Source organism: Diaphorobacter ruginosibacter, assembly GCF_040396215.1.
In the GTDB taxonomy this organism is placed as follows: domain Bacteria; phylum Pseudomonadota; class Gammaproteobacteria; order Burkholderiales; family Burkholderiaceae_C; genus Diaphorobacter_A; species Diaphorobacter_A ruginosibacter_A.
Window position 1 is genome coordinate 11,841 of record NZ_JBEBOW010000018.1, and the last position, 23,381, is coordinate 35,221.

At 64.5% G+C, this 23,381-nt stretch carries 18 protein-coding genes; 15 read left to right on the plus strand and 3 right to left on the minus strand.

Going from position 1 to position 23,381, the window contains the following annotated elements:
• Nucleotides 1-58: 58 nt before the first annotated feature.
• Nucleotides 59-1,105, minus strand: coding sequence for a methylmalonyl Co-A mutase-associated GTPase MeaB (gene meaB / locus ABWP92_RS04185; protein ID WP_353234097.1), 1,047 nt, complete (start codon nt 1,103-1,105; stop codon nt 59-61).
• Entirely contained in the window at nt 1,102-3,270 is a 2,169-nt protein-coding gene (gene scpA, locus ABWP92_RS04190) for a methylmalonyl-CoA mutase (protein ID WP_353234098.1), read from the minus strand. The genes meaB and scpA overlap by 4 nt, the downstream gene beginning before the upstream one ends.
• 295 nt (nt 3,271-3,565) lie before the next feature.
• On the opposite strand from scpA, the gene ABWP92_RS04195 reads away from it, so the two are divergent.
• The 14 genes from ABWP92_RS04195 to prmB all read left to right on the plus strand — a co-directional run bounded on the left by ABWP92_RS04195 (nt 3,566) and on the right by prmB (nt 19,868).
• A complete protein-coding gene (locus ABWP92_RS04195) occupies nt 3,566-4,795 on the plus strand; it encodes a CaiB/BaiF CoA transferase family protein (RefSeq protein WP_353234099.1) in 1,230 nt (409 codons plus the stop codon).
• 72 nt (nt 4,796-4,867) lie between these two features.
• Nucleotides 4,868-5,836, plus strand: coding sequence for a Bug family tripartite tricarboxylate transporter substrate binding protein (locus ABWP92_RS04200; RefSeq protein ID WP_353234100.1), 969 nt, complete (start codon nt 4,868-4,870; stop codon nt 5,834-5,836).
• A gap of 4 nt (nt 5,837-5,840) precedes the next feature.
• On the plus strand, nt 5,841-6,764 hold the full coding sequence (locus ABWP92_RS04205) for a hydroxymethylglutaryl-CoA lyase (RefSeq protein ID WP_353234101.1): 924 nt from the start codon (nt 5,841-5,843) through the stop codon (nt 6,762-6,764).
• A 33-nt stretch (nt 6,765-6,797) separates the two neighbouring features.
• Nucleotides 6,798-7,436 carry a GntR family transcriptional regulator gene (locus ABWP92_RS04210; RefSeq protein WP_353234102.1) on the plus strand — a complete coding sequence of 213 codons (639 nt, stop codon included), beginning with the start codon at nt 6,798-6,800 and terminating at the stop codon, nt 7,434-7,436.
• Nucleotides 7,437-7,669: 233 nt separating this feature from the next.
• On the plus strand, nt 7,670-9,538 hold the full coding sequence (locus tag ABWP92_RS04215) for an AMP-dependent synthetase/ligase (protein ID WP_353234103.1): 1,869 nt from the start codon (nt 7,670-7,672) through the stop codon (nt 9,536-9,538).
• A gap of 259 nt (nt 9,539-9,797) precedes the next feature.
• Nucleotides 9,798-10,784 (plus strand): tRNA dihydrouridine(20/20a) synthase DusA, encoded by a 987-nt coding sequence (gene dusA, locus ABWP92_RS04220; protein WP_353234115.1) that lies wholly within the window; start codon nt 9,798-9,800, stop codon nt 10,782-10,784.
• A gap of 143 nt (nt 10,785-10,927) precedes the next feature.
• Complete coding sequence (locus tag ABWP92_RS04225) at nt 10,928-12,025, plus strand: GTP pyrophosphokinase (RefSeq protein WP_353234104.1); 1,098 nt, start codon at nt 10,928-10,930, stop codon at nt 12,023-12,025.
• 252 nt (nt 12,026-12,277) lie between these two features.
• The gene (locus ABWP92_RS04230) at nt 12,278-13,597 is read left to right on the plus strand and encodes a polyhydroxyalkanoate depolymerase (protein ID WP_353234105.1); all 1,320 of its coding nucleotides are present in this window, start codon (nt 12,278-12,280) and stop codon (nt 13,595-13,597) included.
• A 20-nt stretch (nt 13,598-13,617) separates the two neighbouring features.
• Nucleotides 13,618-14,349, plus strand: coding sequence for an RnfABCDGE type electron transport complex subunit B (locus ABWP92_RS04235; protein WP_353234106.1), 732 nt, complete (start codon nt 13,618-13,620; stop codon nt 14,347-14,349).
• A gap of 117 nt (nt 14,350-14,466) precedes the next feature.
• The gene (dapC, locus tag ABWP92_RS04240; protein WP_353234107.1) at nt 14,467-15,669 is read left to right on the plus strand and encodes a succinyldiaminopimelate transaminase; all 1,203 of its coding nucleotides are present in this window, start codon (nt 14,467-14,469) and stop codon (nt 15,667-15,669) included.
• Nucleotides 15,670-15,684: 15 nt separating this feature from the next.
• Nucleotides 15,685-16,518 (plus strand): 2,3,4,5-tetrahydropyridine-2,6-dicarboxylate N-succinyltransferase, encoded by an 834-nt coding sequence (dapD, locus tag ABWP92_RS04245; protein ID WP_353234108.1) that lies wholly within the window; start codon nt 15,685-15,687, stop codon nt 16,516-16,518.
• Between the two features lie 72 nt (nt 16,519-16,590).
• Nucleotides 16,591-17,754, plus strand: coding sequence for a PilT/PilU family type 4a pilus ATPase (locus ABWP92_RS04250; protein WP_353234109.1), 1,164 nt, complete (start codon nt 16,591-16,593; stop codon nt 17,752-17,754).
• A 33-nt stretch (nt 17,755-17,787) separates the two neighbouring features.
• Nucleotides 17,788-18,969 (plus strand): succinyl-diaminopimelate desuccinylase, encoded by a 1,182-nt coding sequence (dapE, locus tag ABWP92_RS04255; RefSeq protein WP_353234110.1) that lies wholly within the window; start codon nt 17,788-17,790, stop codon nt 18,967-18,969.
• Nucleotides 18,966-19,868: a 50S ribosomal protein L3 N(5)-glutamine methyltransferase gene (gene prmB, locus ABWP92_RS04260; protein WP_353234111.1), complete on the plus strand. Its 903-nt coding sequence runs from the start codon at nt 18,966-18,968 to the stop codon at nt 19,866-19,868. Before dapE ends, prmB begins: the two co-directional genes overlap by 4 nt.
• Before the next feature lie 36 nt (nt 19,869-19,904).
• Here the strand turns inward: prmB and ABWP92_RS04265 are convergent, their stop codons facing one another.
• Complete coding sequence (locus tag ABWP92_RS04265) at nt 19,905-20,795, minus strand: ferritin-like domain-containing protein (RefSeq protein ID WP_353234112.1); 891 nt, start codon at nt 20,793-20,795, stop codon at nt 19,905-19,907.
• A 268-nt stretch (nt 20,796-21,063) separates the two neighbouring features.
• Between ABWP92_RS04265 and ABWP92_RS04270 the strand changes: the two genes are divergently transcribed.
• Nucleotides 21,064-23,067, plus strand: coding sequence for an ABC-F family ATP-binding cassette domain-containing protein (locus ABWP92_RS04270; RefSeq protein ID WP_353234113.1), 2,004 nt, complete (start codon nt 21,064-21,066; stop codon nt 23,065-23,067).
• Nucleotides 23,068-23,381 lie beyond the last annotated feature (314 nt).

Genomic DNA, 23,381 nt, shown 5'->3' on the forward strand with positions numbered 1-23,381 from the left:
CTTTCAGTGAAATACCGTGAGAGATGGCAATTGAGTGGTTTGAATGGCCCTGACCGGGCTACACGCGCGGGACCGCGCCTGCGCCAAGGCTGGTTTGGGGAGTGTTCTGCGCCGCCAGCAGGCTGCGCGCGGCCGTGGATGCGGCGATCCGGCCGGCCGCCACGTCCGCCTGCATGCGCGGCAGCAGTTCGCGCACTTGCGGATGATGGCGGAAAGCCTGTTTGAGGCCGAAGTCGATGCGCTCCCACATCCATGAGAGCGATTGCTTTTCGCGGCGCGCCTGCAGCCTGCCATTGGCGGTCTGCAGGCGTTTGAATTCCTGCACCGCGCTCCAGAAGCCATCGACGCCGACGCTTTTGAGCGCGCTGATCTGCACCACCCTGGGCTGCCACAGCGCGTCGTTGTGATGCGCATGTTCGGGATTGCCGTGCATGGCAAGAAGGCGCAGGCTCGATGTGATCTGCGCCTGCGCGCGCGTGGCGGCGTTGGGGTCGATGTCGGCCTTGTTGATGACCACCAGGTCGGCCAGTTCCATCACGCCCTTCTTGATGGCTTGAAGATCGTCGCCGGCGTTGGGCAACTGCAGCACGCAGAACATGTCGGTCATGCCATGCACCGCGATTTCGCTCTGGCCGACGCCGACGGTCTCCACGATCACCACGTCATAGCCAGCGGCCTCGCAGACCAGCATCGCCTCGCGCGTTTTCTCGGCCACGCCGCCCAGCGTGCCGCTCGACGGGCTGGGACGGATGTAGGCATCGGGGTGGACCGAGAGCTGCTCCATGCGCGTCTTGTCGCCCAGGATCGAGCCGCCGGAGACCGTGGACGAGGGGTCGATGGCGAGCACGGCCACTTTCAGGCCCTGCGCGATCAGGTGCAGGCCCAGTGTCTCGATGAACGTCGACTTGCCCACGCCCGGCACGCCGCTGATGCCCAGCCTGAACGCGCTGCCGGTGTGCGGCAGCATCGCGGTGAGCAGTTCATCGGCCTGGGCGCGGTGGTCGTCGCGCGTCGACTCCAGCAGCGTGATGGCCTTGGCCATCGCGCGCCTGCGCACCGCGGGATTGCCCTGCAGGATGCCGTTCAGCAGATCCGCTGGCGTCACTGCGCGGCAGCCTTCTTGATCTGCTCCAGCACATCCTTGGCGCTGGCCGGGATCGGCGTGCCGGGGCCATAGACACCCTTCACGCCCGCGCTGTACAGGAAGTCGTAATCCTGCGCGGGCACCACGCCGCCGACGAAGACGATGATGTCGTCCGCGCCCTGCTTCCTGAGCTCTTCGATGATGGCGGGCACCAGCGTCTTGTGGCCGGCGGCGAGCGTGGAAACGCCCACCGCGTGCACGTCGTTCTCGATGGCCTGGCGGGCGCATTCCTCGGGCGTCTGGAATAGCGGCCCCATGTCCACGTCGAAGCCCAGGTCGGCAAACGCGGTGGCGACCACCTTGGCGCCGCGATCGTGGCCGTCCTGGCCGAGCTTGGCGATCATCACGCGCGGGCGGCGGCCCAGCGATTGCGCGGTTTCGTTGATTTCGCCCTTGAGCTTCTCCCAGCCATCGGCCGAGTCATATGCTGCTGCGTACACACCGGTCACCTTTTGCGTATCGGCGCGATGGCGGCCGAATTCCTTTTCGAGCGCATCGGAGACTTCGCCCACGGATGCGCGCAGGCGGATCGCCTTGATCGACAGATCGAGCAGGTTGCCTTCGCCCGTCCTCGCGGCCTCGGTCAATGCGGCCAGCGCGGCATCGACCGCCTTCTGGTCACGCTTGGCCTTCATCTCGTTGAGGCGCCTGATCTGATTGTCGCGCACCTTCACGTTGTCCACTTCGAGGATGTCGACGGCGTCCTCCTTGGCGAGCTTGTACTTGTTGACGCCGACGATGACGTCCCTGCCCGAGTCGATGCGCGCCTGCTTCTCGGCGGCGGCGGCTTCGATCTTGAGCTTGGCCCAGCCGCTGTCCACGGCCTGGGTCATGCCGCCCATGGCTTCGACTTCCTCGATGATCTTCCAGGCGGCATCCGCCATGTCCTGCGTGAGCTTCTCCATCATGTAGGAGCCGGCCCAGGGATCGATCACATTGGTGATGTGGGTCTCTTCCTGGATGATGAGCTGCGTGTTGCGGGCAATGCGCGCGCTGAATTCGGTGGGCAGCGCGATCGCTTCATCCAGCGCGTTGGTGTGCAGCGACTGCGTGCCGCCGAACACGGCCGCCATGGCCTCGATCGTGGTGCGCACGACGTTGTTGTAGGGGTCCTGCTCGGTGAGCGACCAGCCGGATGTCTGGCAGTGCGTGCGCAGCATCAGGCTCTTGGGCTTCCTGGCATCGAAGCCCTTCATGATGCGGCACCACAGCAGGCGCGCCGCGCGCATCTTGGCGATCTCCAGGTAGAAGTTCATGCCGATCGCCCAGAAGAACGACAGGCGGCCCGCGAAGTCGTCCACGTCCATGCCCTTGGCTATGGCGGTCTTGACGTATTCCTTGCCGTCGGCCAGCGTGAACGCGAGCTCCAGCGCCTGATTGGCGCCGGCCTCCTGCATGTGGTAGCCCGAGATCGAGATCGAGTTGAACTTGGGCATGTTCTTGCTCGTGTACTCGATGATGTCGCCGATGATCTTCATCGACGGCTGCGGCGGATAGATGTAGGTGTTGCGGACCATGAACTCCTTCAGAATGTCGTTCTGAATGGTTCCGGAGAGCTTGTCCTGAGAAACGCCCTGCTCCTCGGCCGCGACCACATAGCCCGCGAGCACCGGCAGCACGGCGCCGTTCATCGTCATCGAGACGGAGACCTTGTCCAGCGGGATCTGGTCGAACAGGATCTTCATGTCCTCGACCGAGTCGATCGCCACGCCAGCCTTGCCCACGTCACCGGTCACGCGAGGGTGGTCGGAGTCGTAGCCACGGTGGGTCGCAAGGTCGAACGCCACGGACACGCCCTGGCCGCCAGCCGCCAGCGCCTTGCGGTAGAACGCATTCGATTCTTCGGCGGTGGAAAAACCCGCGTACTGGCGAATCGTCCAGGGGCGCACCGCGTACATCGTTGCCTGCGGGCCGCGGATGTAGGGCTCCATGCCCGGCAGCGTATTGGTGTAGGGCAAGCCTTGCGTGTCATCCGCGGTATACAGAGGCTTGACCGAAATGCCGTCCGGCGTGATCCAGTTCAGCGCCGATACATCGCCGTTGGGGGCGGATTTGGCGGCTGCCTTCTGCCAATCGTCCATGTTGGACGCGGCAAAGTTGTCTCGTGGTTTGGAGTCTTCGGTCATCTTCGTGATTGGCAATTGCAGGGTTGGAAGTAATTTCACATGATGAAAAATGCGTTGAATTCGTAATTATTGATTCAAAATTTTGAATTCACTAGAATCTACACTCAGATCAAATCCGCTGGGCCAGGGTCGCATTCCCCACGGATCTGGATCAGATCCACGCAATCAAATCACGTTTACGTAAACGTCAATTCTAGGGTAGTTACAGGCCAGTTTCATCAGCAATTTCGAAAACGCGCATTCAATTGCCGCGTGAGACATGCCGAGTCCGGTTCCACCGCTACCCATTCAAGCCATGAATCCAACTGTCGCACAGCATTCTTACACCCCAACTTACATCGCTCACGACGATCTTCCGCTCAAGGGTGTCCGCGTACTGGAAATCTCCCACATGATCATGGGCCCGGCCACTGGCATGACCCTGGCCGACCTGGGCGCCGAGGTGATCAAGGTCGAGCCGGTGGATGGCGACCGCACCCGCCGTCTCAAGAGCGCCGGAATCGGATATTTCCCGGTGTTCAACCGCAACAAGCAGAGTTTCGCCGTCGATCTGAAGTCGGCCGAAGGGCAGAAGCTGGTGCGCGAGCTTGCGGCGAAGGCCGACATCCTGCTGGAGAACTTCCGCGACGACAGCCTGCTGCAGTATGGACTGGACTACGACTCACTGTCCCGAGCCAACCCGCGCCTGATCTATGTGTCGCTCAAGGGCTTTCTGAGCGGCCCCTACAGGAACCGCACCGCGCTGGACGAAGTCGTGCAGATGATGGGTGGACTGGCCTACGTCAATGGAGGCGAGAACCGGCCGCAGCGAGCGGCAGCCTCCGTCAACGACATCCTGGGCGGCCAGTTCGGCGTGATCGGCGCGCTCAGCGCCCTGTATGAGCGCGACCGCACCGGCAAGGGCAAGCACATCCGCTCGGGATTGTTCGAAACCAATCTGCTGCTGGTGGCGCAGTTCATCACCCAGTTCGAATTGACCGGCGTGCCGCCCACGCCCATGGGCGCCAAGCGCGAACCGCCATGGGGGGTGTACGACCTGTTCGACACCAGCGACGGCGGCCGTATCTTCGTGGCCGTGGTGAGCGATGCGCAATGGAAAACCTTTGCCGCCCAATTCATGCCCGCCGGCTGGGCCGGGGATGCGCGCCTGTTCTCGGCCATCGACCGCGAGGCGGCCCGCCCCTGGGTCGTCCCCGCCGTCGCGGAAGTGCTCAAGCAATGGACCATGGCCGATCTGTGCGCGGCGCTGGAGAAGGCCAACCTGTCCTACGCCCCGGTGAACCAGCCGCACGATCTGCTCAAGGACCCGCACCTGACACAAGGCGGCGCGCTGATGCCCACCGTGCTGCCCGGCGGCGAACATATATCGACGCCCGCCCTGCCCCTGGAGATGAACGGGCAGAAGGTGGGCAAGCGTTCCGATCCCCCCAAGGTTGGCGAACACACCGTCGCCATCCTCAAGAGCCTGGGCCTCGACGACGAGTCGATCGCCCTGCTGCGCGCCAACGGAAAAATTGGAGGCTGACCGGCCTGCGCTGCTCCTTTCATCCCTGATGTCCACATGAACTAATCCAATATTTCCGGAGGCAATACATCCATGAAACGCCGCATCTTCGCAGCCGCCCTGCTCGCATCCGCGACACTCGCCCATGCCCAGGCGCCCACGGGCTCCTTTCCAACCAAGCCGATTCGCGTGATCATCCCGTCGACACCCGGCGGCGGCACCGACTACATTGGCCGCAGCCTGTCCACGCACATCCACGAAGCCACCGGATGGACGCTGGTGCCCGACAACCGCCCAGGCGCGGGCACCGCGCTGGGCCTGGCCGAACTCGCGCGCCAGGCGCCAACGGGCTATGACATCGTCATCGGCCAATCGGACAACGTGTCGCTGATTCCGCTGCTGATGAAGACGGCCTACGATCCGCTCAAGGACCTGCAGCCCGTCTCGCTCGTGGCAACGACGCCCATGGTGATCCTGGTCGCGGCCGACTCTCCGTACAAGACGCTCGACGAACTGCTCAAGGCAGCCCGGGCCAAACCGGGCGAGCTGAACTACGGCACCTCCGGATCGGGCGGATCGGTGCACATTTCGGTGGAAATGCTGCAAGCCGAAGCCAAGTTCAACATGCAGCACGTTCCCTACAAGGGCTCCTCTCCGGCCCTGGCCGATCTGGTGGGTGGGCACCTCGCGGTCGCCGGCGCATCGATTTCGTCCGCCGTCGGGCTGATCAACGCGGGCAAGGTGCGCGCTCTGGCCGTCACGTCGGCGGGCCGCAATCCCGCGCTGCCGGACGTTCCATCGGTCGCCGAGAGCGGCCACAAGGACTACAGCTTCGTGACCTACTACGGTGTTTTCGCCCCGGCGGGCACGCCCGGGGAGGTCGTCGCCAAGCTCAACGACGCCGTCGTGAAGGTCATGGCGCGGCCCGATGTGAAGGAGGCTTTCGCCAAGCAGGGGCTGGAAGCCGAATCCAGCACACCCGAGGCGTTCCGCCAGATGATCGAGAAGGATATCGGCAAGGCCAAGGCGATCATCAAGAGCGCCAACATCAAGGTGAACTGAGCAGATGGCAGGGAAAGTCACCGTCACAGAAGTCGGCCCGCGTGACGGGCTGCAACTGGTCGCGCAGTTGATGCCCACGGACGTGAAAGTCCGCTGGATCCAGGGCCTGTTCGATGCCGGGCTGCGCGACATCGAAGTGGGCAGCTTCGTCTCCCCACGCCTGGTGCCGCAGATGGCGGACACCGCCGCCATCGTGGCCGAGGCGCTCAGGATCGACGGCTTGCGCGTGTATGGCCTGGCCGCCAACCTCAAGGGCGCCATGGCAGCGTACGAGGCGGGCGTGCACGTGATGGTGATCCCTCTGTCCGTGAGCGACCGGCACAGCCGGGCCAACGTCAACAAGGGAACGCTGGAGCATATCGAGGCGATCCGCGACATCATCGAGTGGGTGCGCGCGCAGCCACGTGCCGTGCGCATGGACGTGGTGGCGGCATCGGCGTTCGGTTGCTCGATCTCCGGCGCGGTTCCCGTCGCGGACGTGGTTCGCGCTACGCGCGCGCTCGATGGCGCGGGTGCCGACCGCATCGTGCTGGCCGACACCGTCGGCTACGCGCACCCCGCCCTGGTGCGCGACACCGTGCGCGCGGTGCAGGATGCCGTGGGCGCGCGCCTGTCCAAGCTGCATCTGCATGACACCATGGGTCTGGGCCTTGCCAATGCGCTGGCCGGATTGCAGGAAGGGATCCGCGAATTCGACGGCTGCATGGGCGGGCTCGGCGGCTGCCCCTTCGCTCCGGGCGCGTCGGGCAACATCGTCACCGACGACCTGGTCTTCATGCTCGAGAGCATGGGCTACGCCACCGGCGTGGACCTGCCCGCGCTGCTGAAGGTGCGCCAGGCGATGCGTGCGCATCTGCCCGACGGCGCCTTGCGGGGCGGCGTTGCCGCCGCCGGCATTCCGGCGACCTACGCGCCAGCCGGGGCCTGAACGGCTTGCGCAAGCCCTAGAATCCGGGTCGCCATGAGTACCTCCTCCACGCTTTCTCCCCGCGCTCTGTATGAAGAAGTTGCCGAGCTCTTGCGCCAGCGCATCTTTTCACACGAGCTGCCGCCGGGAAGCTGGATCGACGAAAGCTCCATTGCGCAAGAGTTCGGTATCAGCCGCACTCCCCTGCGCGAAGCCATCAAGGTACTGGCAGCCGAAGGCCTGGTGACCATGAAAGTGCGGCGCGGCGCCTACGTCACGGAAGTCACCGTCGAGGATCTGCAGCAGGTGTACCGGCTGATGGGTCTGCTGGAAGCCGATGCCGCCGCCTGGGTCGCCGCGAACGCCAGCGACCAGTTGCTGTCCGAGCTGCGGGGGCTGCATGAGCAGCTCGGGCGGCTCACCCTGGATCGCAAGGCCTTTTTCATGGTCAACGAGCAGTTCCACATGCGCATTCTCGAAGCCACGCACAACAAATGGCTGTTTCAGATGGTGCAGGATCTGCGCCGCGTGATGAAGCTCAGCCGCCACAACTCGCTGCTCAAGTCCGGCCGGATCGCGGATTCGCTGGCGGAGCACGAGGTCATCATGGCGGCATTCGCAGCGCGCGACGCGGAAGCCGCCCGCCAGGCCATGCAGGCGCATTTCACCCAGGGCCTGGAAGCGGCGACATGATGCTGCCGCCCGCGATTCCACTGCGGCCATGGCGGTAACGGGCCTGGCCGTCCATGCCGGGCAAGTCTTGCCTTACATCATCTGAACCCGCCTGAACTGGAACTTGCGCGACATGCGCGGGGCTCTTTCACCGGGGCAGTGGGTAAGATGGCCGATTTGGCGCAGGCGCCCGGACGACTCTCACGCCGATGGCCGCCGCCTGCGAATGTGATGTGCCATCTACCGGTTGCCGCATGAATCCGCCTGTCAACGAACTCCAAGACGTACATACCCTGCCCGCGCTGCTCGCCCGCCGCGCGAGCCTGACTCCCGAACGGGAGGCCTATCGCCAATGCGATTCCAATGGCCGCTGGAAAAGCCTGAGCTGGCGCGAGACCCAGGCTGAAGTGGCCCGTTACGCGCGCGCCATCGCGGCCACCGGGCTTCCCGAAAAGGCGCATGTCGCCATTCTGCTGCCCAACGGCATCGCCGCCATGTGCGTCGACCAGGCCGTCATGGCCTGCGGCTGCGTGCCGGTTCCGATGCATGCGATCGACAATCCGGGCAGCATCGCCTACATCCTCAAGAATGCGGAAGTCGCCCTGCTCGTGCTGACCACGAGCGAGCAATGGCAGCATATCGCGGATGCGGGAGAGGCGTTCCCGGATCTGCGCGGCGTGATCATCGCCGAAGGCCAGGCCGAGCCCGCCGCGGGCGACAAGCCATCCCACCAGATCCCCGTGGCGGCGCTCGAGGACTGGCTGGGCTATGCCCCAGGCGAGCAGCCCTTGCCGCCGCAGCCCACGGCGGACGACCTCGCCGCCATCGTCTACACCAGCGGCACCACGGGCAAGCCCAAGGGCGTGATGCTCACGCATTCGAACGTGATGGCGGACGTGAAGGCCGTCATGCAACGCATCGCGCCGACGCAGGAGGACGTGTTCCTGTCCTTCCTGCCGCTGTCGCACACCTTCGAGCGCACGGGCGGCTACTACCTCGCCGTGGCGTCCGGCAGTTGTGTCGCCTATGCGCGCTCCGTTGCGCAACTGGCGGACGACATGCTGATCGTGCGGCCCACGATTCTGGTGTCCGTGCCGCGCATCTATGAGCGTGTCCATGCCAAGCTGCTGGAGACGCTATCCGCATCCCGCTTCAAGATGCAGCTGTTCCAGGCCGCGCAATCCGTCGGCTGGCGCAGATTCTGCGCTCAGCAGAACCTGCCCGCCCCCAAGGAGGATGGCGCGGACAACGGCGGCTGGATGCGGATCCTGCCGTGGGCGCTCCTGCGCTCGCTGGTCGCCGCGCCCCTGCTCGAGAAATTCGGCGGCCGCGTGCGCGTGGCCGTGAGCGGCGGAGCGCCGCTGTCGCCCGCCATCGCCAGGTGCTTTCTGGGTCTGGGACTGCCGCTGGTCCAGGGCTATGGCATGACGGAGACGACGCCCGTCGTCTCCGTCAACACGCTGCAGGACAATGATCCATCCACCGTGGGCCGGGCGCTGCCGGGCGTGGAGGTGCGCATCGGCGAGAACCGCGAGCTGCAGGTGCGCGGCCCCATCGTGATGCGTGGCTACTGGAAGCGCCCAGAAGATACCGCCCGCACCATCGATTCCGAGGGTTGGCTGGGTACCGGCGACCAGGCAGAGCTGGTCGATGGAGGCCGCATCCGCATCCTGGGCCGCATCAAGGAGATCATCGTCACATCGACCGGAGAGAAGATTCCCCCGGGCGACCTGGAAATGGCGATCACCTCCGACCCGCTGTTCTCGCAGGCCTTCGTCGTAGGAGAAAACCGCCCGTTCATCGCCTGCGTGGCGTCGGTACAGGAAGACGAATGGCGCGCGCTGGCCGCCGCGCTCCACTTGGATGCGGACGACCTGGCCAGCCTCCACGACCCGCAAGTGCAGAAAGCGGCGCTCGAACGCATCGCCGCGCAGACCACCGGCTTCGCGCGCTACGCCGTGCCGCGCGCCGTCCATCTGGTGCGCGAGCCATGGACGATCGAGAATTCGTTCATGACGCCCACGCTCAAGCTCAAACGCAACAATCTGATGAGCTATTACCAGGAAGCCGTCGAAGCCATGTACCAGCGCCCCGCTCCGCGCGGCACTCCGGCAGCGCAGTAGCCTCCAAGCCAAGGCCAAGCCCTTCGGACTGCGGGCAAAAGCGTTCCCGGTGCACAATAGCGCTCTTTTCCCCAAGAACGAGTCGCGCGCCACTGCGGCGTGCGCCAAGGCGCTTCGGGCGAACCGGCCGAAGAGCGCTCCCCGCCAGGGCGGATTCCGCCTTTTGCGGGAAACAGGCCGCGCCGCCCACGGCGCACAGTCCAGCATGAACATTCAAGCAACCAGCCCGACCGACCCATCCGTTTTCAGCCCCTGGCGCATGAGCGTGGCCCCCATGTTGGACTGGACGGACAGGCATTGCCGCTATTTCCACCGCCTGCTCAGCCGCCATGCGCTGCTCTACACGGAGATGGTGACGACCGGCGCGCTGCTGCATGGCGACGTGGGGCGCCATCTGCGATTCAGCGAGGAAGAGCACCCGGTGGCGCTCCAACTCGGCGGCAGCGAGCCTGCCGATCTGGCCGCCAGCGCCAGGCTGGGCGAGCAATGGGGCTACGACGAAATCAACCTGAACTGCGGCTGCCCGAGCGAGCGCGTGCAGCGCGGCGCTTTCGGCGCCTGCCTGATGAACGAGCCGCAGTTGGTGGCCGACTGCGTCAAGGCCATGGTGGACACGGTGTCCGTGCCGGTCACCGTCAAGCACCGCATCGGCATCGATCAGGTCGAGGAATACGGCTTCGTGCGCGACTTCGTGGGCCAGGTGGCGGATGCCGGCTGCAACGTCTTCATCGTGCATGCGCGCAATGCATGGCTCAAGGGCCTCTCGCCCAAGCAGAACCGCGATATTCCCCCGCTTCGCTATGGCGTGGTGGCCCGGCTCAAGCGGGATTTTCCGCATCTGACCATCGCCATCAATGGCGCAATCGCCACGGATGAAGCCGTTCTCGGACAGCTCGCTGAGGTGGACGGCGTCATGATCGGGCGCGAGGCCTATCACAACCCCTGGTGGCTCGCCAGCTGGGATGCGCTGTTCTTTGGCGAGCAGCCCTGCGACCTGACCCGCGAGCGCGTGGAGGAGCGGATGGTGGAATACATGCAGCGCGAGGCGGCGGAGCATGGCACTCACTGGTATGCCATCGCGCGCCACATGCTGGGGCTGCGCAACGGCCTGCCGGGCGCGCGCCGCTGGCGACAGGTGTGGAGCGACCACCGCCTCAAGCATCTGCCCGCGCGCGAGGTCATGGACATTGCGCGCACCCGGCCCGCACCGGCGCAAGAGCCCGCCGCGATGCTGCCAGCCGCCTGACCAAGATCGCCCCGGCGGCGGATTGCGCGTTTTTCCTACGCGGCCAGCCTGGCCCGCCGCCTGCCGGTGGGCTAGCATCTGGCTCTGTTGATACAGAGCCTGCCCGGATGGATGGCAGGCTCCAGATACGGATGTCATGGTGTATGTCTTTCCCTTCGGCTGCTGAAAACGATCTGACCCGCGAAGAAATCGCGTTTCGCCACTATTACGCGCGGGAGCTTCCCGTGCTCGAACATGCCAGCGCCTTTTTCATGGCGCTGCTGCAGACGGTGCTGGCCAAGGCGGGCGACATAGAAATCTCGAAGGTGGAAGCCCGGGTCAAGGACCGCGAGGAATGCATCCGCAAGTTCTCGCGCAAGTACCGGGCCACGCTGGAAGAAGGCGGAATCGACTACGAGATCCAGGACTACATCACCGATCTGGTCGGCCTGCGGGTGGTCTGCCTTTATGAGGATGAGCTGGAGCGGGTGTCGGACATCGTCCGCTCGCACTTCGACGTCATCGACGTGACCGACAAGGTCACCGCTGTCGAGAGCACCGAGGCATCCTTCGGCTACAAGGGCCTGCACCTGGACTTGCGCCTCAACGCCGAGCAGGCGGCCCTGCCGCAGAACGCCGCATATGCCCATATTCCGTTCGAGCTGCAGGTGCGCACCATCATCCAGGACTCCTGGAGCGTGCTCGACCACAAGATCAAGTACAAGAAATCGATTCCCGCCGAGCTCAAGCGCCGCATCAACGTGCTGTCGGCGCTGTTCGAGCTGGCCGACCGGGAATTCCGCCAGATCCGCGACGCCACCAACGCCGAACTGCTCCACGCCGTGGACGAGACCGCCGAGGCGGCCGACGACAATGGCGCCGGCCAGCCCAGCCTGCAGATCCAGGCCATCGGCAGCGAGCTGAACGCCTTCACGTTCCTCAAGATCGCCAATCATTTCTTCAAGGATTTCGAATTCGAGGCGCACAAGGTGGACCTGTTCGTGGACGACATCCGCGCCTGGTCGCCCGGCATCACACGCTCGCGCTTCAACGCGCTGATGCGCGAGAACATCGCGGTGGTCAAGCGCTACCGGCAGTTCTTCGAGGAGCAGAACCCGGACGGCAGCTTCAACCCCTACACAGTGATCCGCCACTGCCTCTACCTTGGGGACAAGACCGTCTTCCGCCGCGCGTTGCGCAATAGCTCGCGTGAGGCATTCGAGTCCTGGCTGCTCGTCAACATGCCCGTGCAGAACCTCTGACGCACCCGGCCTGATACGAAAAACCCGAGCAGGAACGGCGCCGCCTCGGCATGCGCGACCCGCCGTCGCGCGGGCTTTCGCCGTTGGTCAAACAGGTTGATGACAAAAATTTGCAATTCCGCAGGGTGGCACCGGCCCACTTTGTCCTCTGTTCCAAGGATTGTCCGACGATCTGTAGGTGGTTCTACTCAATGACGGCTGCAAAAAAGCCCTGCTATATTGCACTGCAACATTACGAAAGCAGGCCCACCGATGCTCTACACACTCTACGAAGCCCAGCGCTCCCTGATGGAACCTTTTGCAGAGCTTGCACAGGTCACGTCAAAAATGTTCAGCAACCCGCAGACAGCATTCAGCCAGACCGCCATGGCTCAGCGCATGGCAGCGGGCTACGACTTGATGTACCGGCTCGGCAAGGACTATGAAAAGCCGCGATTCGGCATAGCGACGGTCAAGGTCGATGGCGTGGAAGTCGCCATCCATGAGCGTATCGAGGTCGACAAGCCTTTTTGCGAACTGCGCCGCTTCAAGCGCTTCTCGGACGATCCCCCCACGCTGGCCACGCTCAAGGAGCAGCCGGCCGTGCTGATCGTCGCCCCGCTGTCCGGCCACTACGCAACGCTGCTGCGCGACACGGTCCGCACGATGCTCAGCGGCCACAAGGTCTACATCACCGACTGGAAGAATGCGCGCCTGGTGCCCACGAGCGAGGGTGAATTCCACCTGGACGACTATGTGAACTACGTGCAGGAATTCATCCGCCACCTGCAGTCCAAATATGGCAACTGCCACGTGATGAGCGTGTGCCAGCCCACCGTGCCGGTGCTGGCCGCCATTTCGCTGATGGCTTCGCGCGGCGAGAAGACGCCTCTTACGATGACCATGATGGGCGGCCCGATCGACGCCCGCCGCTCGCCCACCGCCGTGAACAATCTGGCGACACGGCACAGCCTGGACTGGTTCAGGAACAACGTGATCTACCGCGTGCCGGAGAAATTCCCCGGCGCGGGCCGTCTGGTCTATCCCGGCTTCATGCAGCACAGCGGCTTCGTGGCAATGAACCCGGACCGCCACGCCATGAGCCACTACGACTATTTCAAGGACCTCATGCGCGGCGACGACGCCAGCGCCGAGGCGCACCGCAAGTTCTACGATGAGTACAACGCCGTGCTCGACATGGACGCCGCGTACTACCTGGAGACGATCGAGATCGTGTTCCAGACGTTCGGGCTGGTCAACGGCACATGGGAAGTGCGCTCGCCAGAAGGCCAGCTCGAGCCGGTGCGCCCGCAGGACATCAGGCAAACCGCCCTGCTCACGATAGAAGGCGAGCTGGACGACATTTCCGGATCGGGCCAGACCGAGGCCGCGCAGGACATCTGCTCGGGCATTCCCAAGGCCAACCGTTCGCACTACGAAGTCACCGGCGCGGGCCACTACGGCATCTTCAGCGGACGTCGCTGGCGCGAGCTGGTCTATCCCCGCGTGCGCGATTTCATCCTGGCGCACCCAGCGGCCACGCGGCAAGAAGCCGGCACAGCGAACACGGGCACCAAGCGCCAGGCGGCCTGATCCCGGCGTGATAATCGGGCATGCCCGAGCAGCCCCCCGATATCAGCAAGACCTCAGAACAGCCGGCGCCCCCCTCCCTGCAGGGGTTGGCCGCCGCCATTGACGCCGCCCTGCCCCAGACCCAGTGCACGCGCTGCGGCTACCCGGACTGCGCCACCTATGCACGGGCCATTGCCGATCAAGGCGTTCCGATCAACCAATGCCCTCCCGGCGGCGCCGAGGGCGTGGCCCGCCTGGCACGGATCACCGGGCAGGCGGCCACCGCGCTCAACCACGACAATGGATACGAAGGCCCGCTCACGCTGGCGGTGATCGACGAGAACTGGTGCATCGGCTGCACGCTGTGCATGAAAGCCTGTCCCACGGACGCCATCATCGGAGCGAACAAGCGCATGCATACGGTGATCGCCGAGCACTGCACCGGCTGCGAGCTGTGCATTCCCGTGTGTCCGGTGGATTGCATCGAACTGGACAACATCAGCGGCGACGCCACCGGCTGGGCGGCATGGTCGCCCGCGCTGGCGGACCATGCCCGGCAGCGCTATGCCCGGCACCTGGCGCGCGAACGCCATGCGCCCGCCATTGCGCCGAACGCGAAGGCTGCCGCGGTGGCGACGCAATCGCTCTCGAGCACGCTGGCGGCTTCCAGCCGTATAGCAGCCGGGCAAAGCGGCCCACCTCCAGCGGAAGACCCCAAGAAGGCCATCATCGCCGCCGCTCTCGCGCGGGCGCGGGCCAGGCGCCCGCAATGACGGGCTGACGGAACTGGCGGAGTCCGCCAGACGCGGGCATCCGGCGAGCCGATCACACGGAGGGGACGAATCATCGGCTTTGTCCGGGCGCGGCCGGCATCCACCATAATTGCACCCATGAATCCCCTGCTCTCCCTTTTGCAGCCGTATCCGTTCGAGCGCCTGCGTGAACTCTTTGCGGGGGTGACTCCCGCGCCGCAATACCGTGCGATCAGCCTGGGCATCGGCGAGCCCAGGCACCCCACTCCGCAGTTGATCAAGGATGCGCTGACGGCAAACCTGGGCGGCCTTGCCGCCTACCCGGCAACCGCTGGCGACATCAGGCTGCGCGAGGCCTGCGCGGGATGGCTGGAGCGCCGCTATGCGGTCAAGGCCGATCCCGCCACCCAGCTGTTGCCGGTCAATGGCTCGCGCGAGGCGCTGTTCGCGTTCGCGCAGACGGTCATCGACTCCAGCCGACCGGGCGCCACGGTGGTGAGCCCGAACCCGTTCTACCAGATCTACGAAGGCGCGGCGCTGCTCAGCGGCGCGCAGCCCTATTTCGTGCCCAGCGTTGCCGAGCGCAATTTCGCCGTGGACTGGGACAGTGTCCCCGAGGAAGTCTGGAGCCGCACGCAGCTTGTCTTCGTGTGCTCGCCCGGCAATCCGACCGGCGCCGTGATGCCGCTGCCCGAGTGGGAAAAGCTGTTCACGTTGTCGGACCGGCACGACTTCGTGATCGCCTCGGACGAGTGCTACAGCGAAATCTATTTCCGGGACGAGGCGCCGCTGGGCGGCCTGGAGGCCGCGACCCGTCTGGGCCGCGGCGATTTCAAGCGATTGATGATGTTCACCAGCCTGTCCAAGCGCAGCAACGTGCCGGGCATGCGCAGCGGCTTCGTCGCGGGCGACGCCGACCTGATCAAGTCGTTCCTTTTGTATCGCACCTACCACGGCGGCGCGATGAGCCCGACCATCCAGCAAGCCAGCATCGCGGCCTGGAACGACGAACGGCACGTCATCGAGAATCGCGCCCTGTACCGCCAGAAATTCGCGGAAATCACGCCCATGCTGGAACAGGTCATGGACGTCGCGCTGCCCGACGCCAGCTTCTATCTGTGGGCCAAAGTGCCGGATTCGCTCGGCATGAGCGACACCGAGTTCGCAAAGGCGCTTCTGGCTCAATACAATGTGACCGTTTTGCCCGGCAGCTATCTCGCGCGGGAGGCCGCAGGCATCAACCCGGGCGCGCAGCGCGTGCGCATGGCGCTGGTGGCCGAGACCGCGGAATGCCGCGAAGCGGCCGAGCGCATCGTGAAGTTCATCCAATCCCGAACCTGAAGACAAAGTAAATCCATGACTCAACAACTGCAAATCCTCATCGACAACGCCTGGGAAAACCGCGCCAGCATCTCTCCCGCCGCCGCCCCCAGGGAAGTGGTTGATGCCGTTGAGCACGTGATCGCCGAACTCAACACCGGCAAGCTGCGCGTGGCCACCCGCGAAGGCGTGGGCCAGTGGACCGTGCATCAGTGGATCAAGAAGGCCGTGCTGCTGTCGTTCCGCCTCAAGGACAACGTGCTGATGAAGTCCGGCGACCTGAGCTTCTTCGACAAGGTGCCCACCAAGTACGAAGGCATGAGCGAAGCCGAGATCGCCGCGACCGGCGTGCGCGTCGTTCCGCCCGCCGTCGCGCGCCGGGGCAGTTTCGTTGCCAAGGGCGCGATCCTGATGCCCTCCTACGTGAACATCGGCGCCTATGTGGACGAAGGCACCATGGTGGATACCTGGGCCACCGTCGGTTCCTGCGCGCAGGTGGGCAAGAATGTCCACCTCTCCGGCGGCGTGGGGCTGGGCGGCGTGCTCGAGCCTCTGCAGGCCAATCCCACCATCATCGAGGACAACTGCTTCATCGGCGCGCGCTCCGAAGTCGTCGAGGGCGTGATCGTCGAGGAAAACTCCGTGCTGGGCATGGGCGTGTACATCGGCAAGAGCACCCCGATCTTCAACCGCGACACCGGTGAAATCCTGTACGGCCGCGTGCCTTCGGGCAGCGTGGTGATCAGCGGCAACCTGCCCAAGACCTCCAAGGACGGCGTGGCCTACAGCACCTATGCCGCCATCATCGTCAAGACGGTGGATGCCAAGACGCGCTCGAGCACCAGCCTCAACGATCTGCTGCGCGACTGATCTGCTGCTTCATGCCGGCGCGCCCCCTGGGGACGCCGCCGGCCCATCAACGGAATTCGGGAGGGGACACTCATGGGCACGATGGAAAAGATTCTGCGCCTGATGGCTGAGAAGAAGGCGTCCGACGTGTATCTGTCGGCGCATGCGCCGGCGCTCATCAAGATCAACGGCGAATGCGTGCCGATCAACAGCCAGGTCCTCTCGCCCGAGACGCCCCTGAACCTTCTGTCCGAAGTCGTCGAACCGCACCGCATCGAGGAACTGCAGGAGACCGGCGAGCTGAACATGGGCGTGCCGCTGAGCGGCGTCGGCCGCTTCCGCGTGAGCGCCATGCGCCAGCGCGGCAGCTATGCGGTGGTGATCCGTTTCATCCCCAATGAAATTCCGCCCATCCAATCGCTGGGCCTGCCCGCCGTGCTCTCCGAGCTCATCATGGAAAAGCGCGGGCTGATCCTGCTCGTGGGCGCCACCGGCTCCGGCAAGAGCACGACGCTCGCCTCGATGATCGATCTGCGCAATGAACAGCTCACCGGCCACGTGCTCACCGTGGAAGACCCGATCGAGTACCAGTTCAGGAACAAGCGCGCGATCATCAATCAGCGCGAAATCGGCGCCGATACGAACTCGCTTCAGACCGCGCTGAAGAACGCCCTGCGCCAGGCTCCCGACGTGATCCTTATCGGCGAAATCCGCGACCGCGAGACCATGTCCGCAGCCATCGCCTATGCGCAGTCGGGCCACCTGTGCCTGGCCACGCTGCACGGCAACAACAGCTATCACGCGCTCAACCGCATCCTGTCGTTCTATCCCGTTGAGGTGCGCCCGACCATGCTGGGCGACCTGGCGTCCGCGCTGAAGGCCATCGTCTCGCAGCGCCTGGTGCGCACGCCGCAAGGCCAGCGCCTGCCGGCCGTCGAGGTGATGCTCAACACCAAGCTGGTCGCCGATCTGATCGAAAAGGGCGACTTCTCGGGCGTGCGCGAAGCCATGGAAAAATCCATGGCCGAGGGTTCGCAGACATTCGAAGAAGCGTTGGCGAGCCTGATCCTCGGCAACAGGATCGACCGCAAGGAAGGCCTTGCCTACGCCGACTCGCCAACCAACCTGCTGTGGCGACTGCAAAACGACTTTGCGCTGGCGTCCAAGACGGCGCAGGTCCAGGCCGAGGCGCACCAGCGCCTGGACGACGACCAGCCATCATTTACCGAAATCGTGCTCGACGTGCATCCGCAGTAAAGCGGCACAGAGCCAGAAGTTCCTTCCCGCCCCATGTCTCCCACCCTGCTTCTGAGCGAACAGCTCATCAGCCGCCCCTCCGTCACTCCCAACGATGAAGGCTGCCTGGAATTGCTGGCCGAGCGCCTGCAGCCGCTCGGCTTCGTCTGCGAACGCATGGACAGCGGCCCGGATGATTTCCGGGTCGGCAATCTATGGGCCAGGCGCGGCGCATCGGCGGCGCGCGCGCCGGCGCGCACGCTGGTCTTCGCCGGGCACACCGACGTGGTGCCCACCGGGCCCGTGGAGCAATGGGCCAGCCCGCCATTCACGCCCACTCACCGGGATGGGCGCCTGTATGGGCGTGGCGCAAGCGACATGAAGACCTCCATCGCCGCCTTCGTGGTGGCCGTGGAAGAATTCCTCGCGGCCCATCCCGACCCTGCGATCAACCTGGCCCTGCTGCTCACCAGCGACGAGGAAGGACCTTCCGTGGACGGCACCAAGGTCGTCGTCGAACGGCTGCGCGAGCGCGGCGAGCCCCTGGACTGGTGCATCGTGGGCGAGCCCACATCGGTCGTGAAAACCGGAGACATGATCAAGAACGGCCGCCGCGGCACACTCTCGGGCAAGCTCACGGTGCGCGGCGTGCAGGGCCACATCGCCTATCCGCAGCTTGCCCGCAACCCGATTCACCAGGTGGTCCCGGCGCTCACCGAGCTCGCGGCCACGCAATGGGATCAGGGCAACGCCTTCTTTCCGCCCACCAGCTGGCAGATGAGCAACATCCACGGGGGTACCGGAGCGACCAACATCATTCCCGGATCGGTGGCGATCGACTTCAATTTCCGTTTCAGCACGGAGTCCTCGGCCGAAGACCTCAAGCTGCGGGTTCACTCGGTGCTCGACCGCCATGGGCTCGAATATGACCTGACCTGGACTCTCGGGGGGCAGCCCTTCCTGACGACGCCCGGCGAACTGGTCAACGCCGTGCAATCGGCCATCCGGGAAGTCGCGGGCATCGAAACCGAACTCTCCACCACCGGTGGCACCAGCGACGGGCGCTTCATTTCGCAGATCTGCAGGCAGGTGATCGAGCTTGGCCCGCCCAACGCCACCATCCACAAGATCGATGAATACGTGGAAGTGGCCGACGTCGAGCCGCTCAAGAACATCTACCGCCGGACGCTGGAACTGCTCGACCAGGGAGCCGCTGGCGCGGCGGCGGGCGCATGAGCGGGCCCTGCACCGTTGGCGCGCTGATCCAGAGCGCAGCCGATCAGCTTGAAGCCGCCGGCGTGGCCTTTGGCCACGGCACGGCGACGGCCTATGACGAAGCCGCGTGGCTCGTGCTGTGGAAACTGGGCCTGCCGGTGGACAGCCTGCTCGCCGACGGCGAGCCCGGGAGCGTCTCGCGGCACGGCGTCGGCGAAGCGCAGCGCGCCGAGGTTGCTCAACTGATCGCCGAACGCATCGCCACGCGCAAGCCCGCCGCCTATCTCACGCATGAAGCCTGGCTGCAGGGCGTGCCGTTCTATGTGGATGAACGCGCCATCGTCCCGCGCAGCTTCATCGCCGAACTGCTGGCCGACGGCAGCATCGACGAATGGCTGAGCGACAAGACGCATAACGTGCTCGATCTGTGCACCGGCAACGGCAGCCTCGCCTGCCTTGCCGCGATGGCCTATCCCGACGTTTGCGTGACGGGCGCGGACATCTCCAGCGACGCGCTGGAGGTCGCCCGCATCAACGTCGACCGGCACGGATTGCAGCAGCGCGTGGCGCTGGTGCAAAGCGATGGAATGAGCGCCCTGCCCGACGGCTGGGATCTGGTGCTGTGCAATCCGCCGTACGTGAATGCCGGCAGCATGGACCGGTTGCCCCGGGAATACCGCGCCGAACCCGAGCTCGCACTGGCCGGCGGCAGCGACGGCATGGACTTCATCCGCGGGCTGCTGCGTGATCTGCCGCAGAAGCTCAGCGCCGATGCCGTGCTGGTGCTGGAGATCGGCAATGAAAAGCCGAACTTCGAAGCGGCCTTTCCCGATCTGCCCGTGTTCTGGCTCGCCACCAGTTCAGGCGACGAGCAGGTTCTCCTGGTGACTCGCCAGGCGCTTGCCGACTGGCAGGCCTGACGCCTGGGCCTGGTTGTCAAAACGCAACGTGCGCTCTCACGGTGCCATCACGCGGGTGGCCAGCCGCGTGATCGGCGCGTAGAGATAGCCTTCGAGCCTGGGCGGCAGCAGCAGGGGCTTGAGCAGCATGCGCACGGCGAGATCCGCGGGCAACTGCGTGCTGATCAACTGGTAGGCGCGCTGCGCCACCTCGGCGAATGAACGGTTGCGATCCGAGAAATACCAGCCCTTGTGCGCATACACATGCCTGAGCGCCACGTCGGAATCGCTTTCGCGCAGTTCCTTGAGCCGGGCATAAAGCGCGCCCGCGATCCGGCCACGGCCGACCGGCGACTCCTGCTGCAGCTGCTTGAAGTATTTGAGGAAATACTTGAAATGCCCCACTTCGTCGCTGCGGATGTGACCCAGCAGTTGGCGAAGCACCGGCTCATCGCTCAGTTCGCGCAAGGTGTGATAGTAAGCCGTGGTGCCGGTCTCGACGACGCAGCGCGCCACCATCTCCAGTTGCCGGTCCTCGTTGAGTTCTTCCACCGTGCAAAGCCTGGAGTATTCCGCGAAGAAACTGTCATAGGCCGCCTGCCAGGGAAAGCCCGGCCAGACCGTTTCCACGTAGCGCCTGAGCGCAGCGCCATGCTGCAGTTCCTCACGCTCCCAGCGGTTGCGCAGCCAGTCCGCGATCTCCGGGTATTCGCGGTAGTGCTCCGCCAGATTGGATGCATAGGTGTCCGAGCCGGTCTCGATGAACGATGCGCCCATCAGCAAATAAAACAGGTCTTCGTTGCCCTCGATTCTCGCGCGATCGATCTGCTCGAAGGCGATGTCACGCACATGCCAGCCATGCGCTTCTTCATGGCGGGCATCGGCTCCGCCATTGGGATATGGCTGAAACAGGGCTTTGGCAGTGGTGTGGCTTGATAGATGCGTCATTGAAATCGGGTTCTGAATCTCCGCCGATCCCGGTCGCACGGGCAGTGAACCGGCTTTGGGTACCCAGGCACAAACCATGGAGACTCATGCATGTGGATGGTTCATCTTGATGGCAGGCATGTGACCATCGTGTAAGCGCACATCTGAAAAACAGGGTTCCGACAACGTTTGAAACAGATGTCACCGCTTGAGAGCCCTCTTTATCTCCCCGTCCCCAAGCCCCCTTGCTTCAGCCGCCAGGGCTTTCGCTGGGATAATCGCTCCCTTCATGATCACCCTTCGCAACGTCACCCTGCGCCGCAGCGCGCGCGTGCTGCTGGACAGCACCTCCGTCACCATCAACCCTGGCGAGAAGGTCGGCCTGGTCGGCCGCAACGGCGCCGGTAAATCCACGTTGTTCGCACTGATCAACGGCAATCTGCACGAGGACGGCGGCGAATTCTTCATGCCCGCTCAATGGCGCATGGCCCAGGTCGAGCAGAACATGCCCGAGACCGGCGATCCGGCCACGCAATTCGTGCTGGATGGCGATTCGCGCCTGACCGAACTGCGCGACGCGCTGGCCAGGGCCGAGGCCATCGGCGACGGCATGGCGATCGCACAGGCGCACTCCGACCTGGCGGATGCCGGGGTGCACGATGCCACGGCGCGCGCGCAGTCGCTGATCCTGGGCCTGGGTTTTCAGGTGCACGAACTGGAGCGTCCGGTCAACAGTTTCTCCGGAGGCTGGCGCATGCGCCTGCAGCTTGCGCGCGCGCTGATGTGCCCCAGCGACATCCTGCTGCTGGACGAGCCGACCAACCACCTGGACCTGGACGCCCTGGTCTGGCTGGAGGCGTGGCTCAAGCGCTATCCCGGCACGCTGCTGGTCATCAGCCACGACCGCGAATTCCTGGACGCCGTGACCGACGTCACCCTCCACATAGAACACGCCAAGCTGACGAGATACGGCGGCAACTACAGCAAGTTCGAAGAATTGCGCGCCCAGCAACTGGTGCTCCAGCAATCGGCCTACGAACGCCAGCAGGACAAGATCGCGCATCTGCAGAAATTCATCGACCGTTTCAAGGCCAAGGCCACCAAGGCCAAGCAGGCGCAGAGCCGGGTGAAGGCGCTGGAGCGAATGGAGAAGATCGCGCCGGTGCTCGCCAGCGCCGATTTCACCTTCGAGTTCAAGGAGCCCGCCAATCTGCCCAACCCCATGCTGGCGATCACCGATGCCGCCTTCGGCTATCGCGGCGGCAACGGCGCGGACACCACGATCCTGCGCAACGTGAACCGTTCGGTACTGGCGGGCCAGCGCATCGGCATCCTGGGCGCGAACGGCCAGGGCAAGTCCACGCTGGTCAAGACCATCGCCCGCGAAATGCCCCAGCTCGCGGGCAAGGTGACCGAGGGCAAGGGCTTGAACATCGGCTACTTCGCACAGCAGGAACTGGACGTGCTGCGCCCGGATGACTCTCCCCTGGCCCACATGATCCGCCTCGCCAAGGACCTGGGGCCCGACTCCAGGGAGCCGTCGCGCGAGCAGGATCTGCGCAACTACCTGGGCAGTTTCAATTTCAACGGAGACATGGTCAGCCAGGCCGTGGGCACGATGAGCGGCGGCGAAAAGGCCCGGCTGGTGCTGGCGATGATCGTCTGGCAGCGCCCCAACCTGCTGCTGCTGGACGAACCGACCAACCACCTGGATCTGGCCACGCGCGAGGCGCTGTCCGTGGCGCTCAACAGCTTCGAAGGCACCGTCATGCTCGTCAGCCACGACCGCGCCCTGCTGCGGGCGGTCTGTGACGATTTCTGGCTGGTCGGGCGCGGCAAGGTCGAGCCCTTCGATGGCGATCTGGATGACTATCAACGCTACCTGCTGGAGGAGTCCCGCCGTCTGCGTGAAGAAGCCAAACTCAGCCAGGTTCAGGAATCCCCATCCGCGCCACGGCCGGGCGGCCAGGCCGAGCCGGCTGCCACGGCCGGCAGCGTCGATCCGCGCGAACAGCGCCGGCTGGCCGCCCAGGCGCGGCAAATGGTCGCCGAAAAGACCAAGCCGATGCGCAAGGAGCTCGAGCAGATCGACAAGCGCCTGCCGCAATTGACCGGCGAACGCTCGGCGCTCGAGGAAAAGCTGTCGTCCCCGGGCCTGTCGGGTGCCGACATCGCCGAAGCCGGCAAACAACTCAAGACAGTCAATGACGCCATCGACCAATTGGAGGAGCGTTGGCTGGAGCTGTCCGAGCAGATCGAATCCATCCAGCAGGAAATGGGCGCGATGGCTTGAGGGCAAGCCCATTCCTCACTGCCAACGTAAGCCATAAGATTAAAGTGATTTCATGAAATATCCATGTAATTCATTGTTTTATATATAGTTTTAGAAATTATTTCCTGCTATCAAAAAACAATAGAAGCACAAAGAATTATTTTCTCCGCCTGTCAACGCAACACACAGGAGAGGCGTTGAACACGCATCTAAGGAGTTTTTTCATGACCTTCACTGCAATCCTCGCTGCATGGCCTGACGACGAACGTGATCGCAAGCGCGCCCCCGTACGTTTCTGAACGCCCGGCGAGCAGGCTGGAACCTTGGTGAATCCG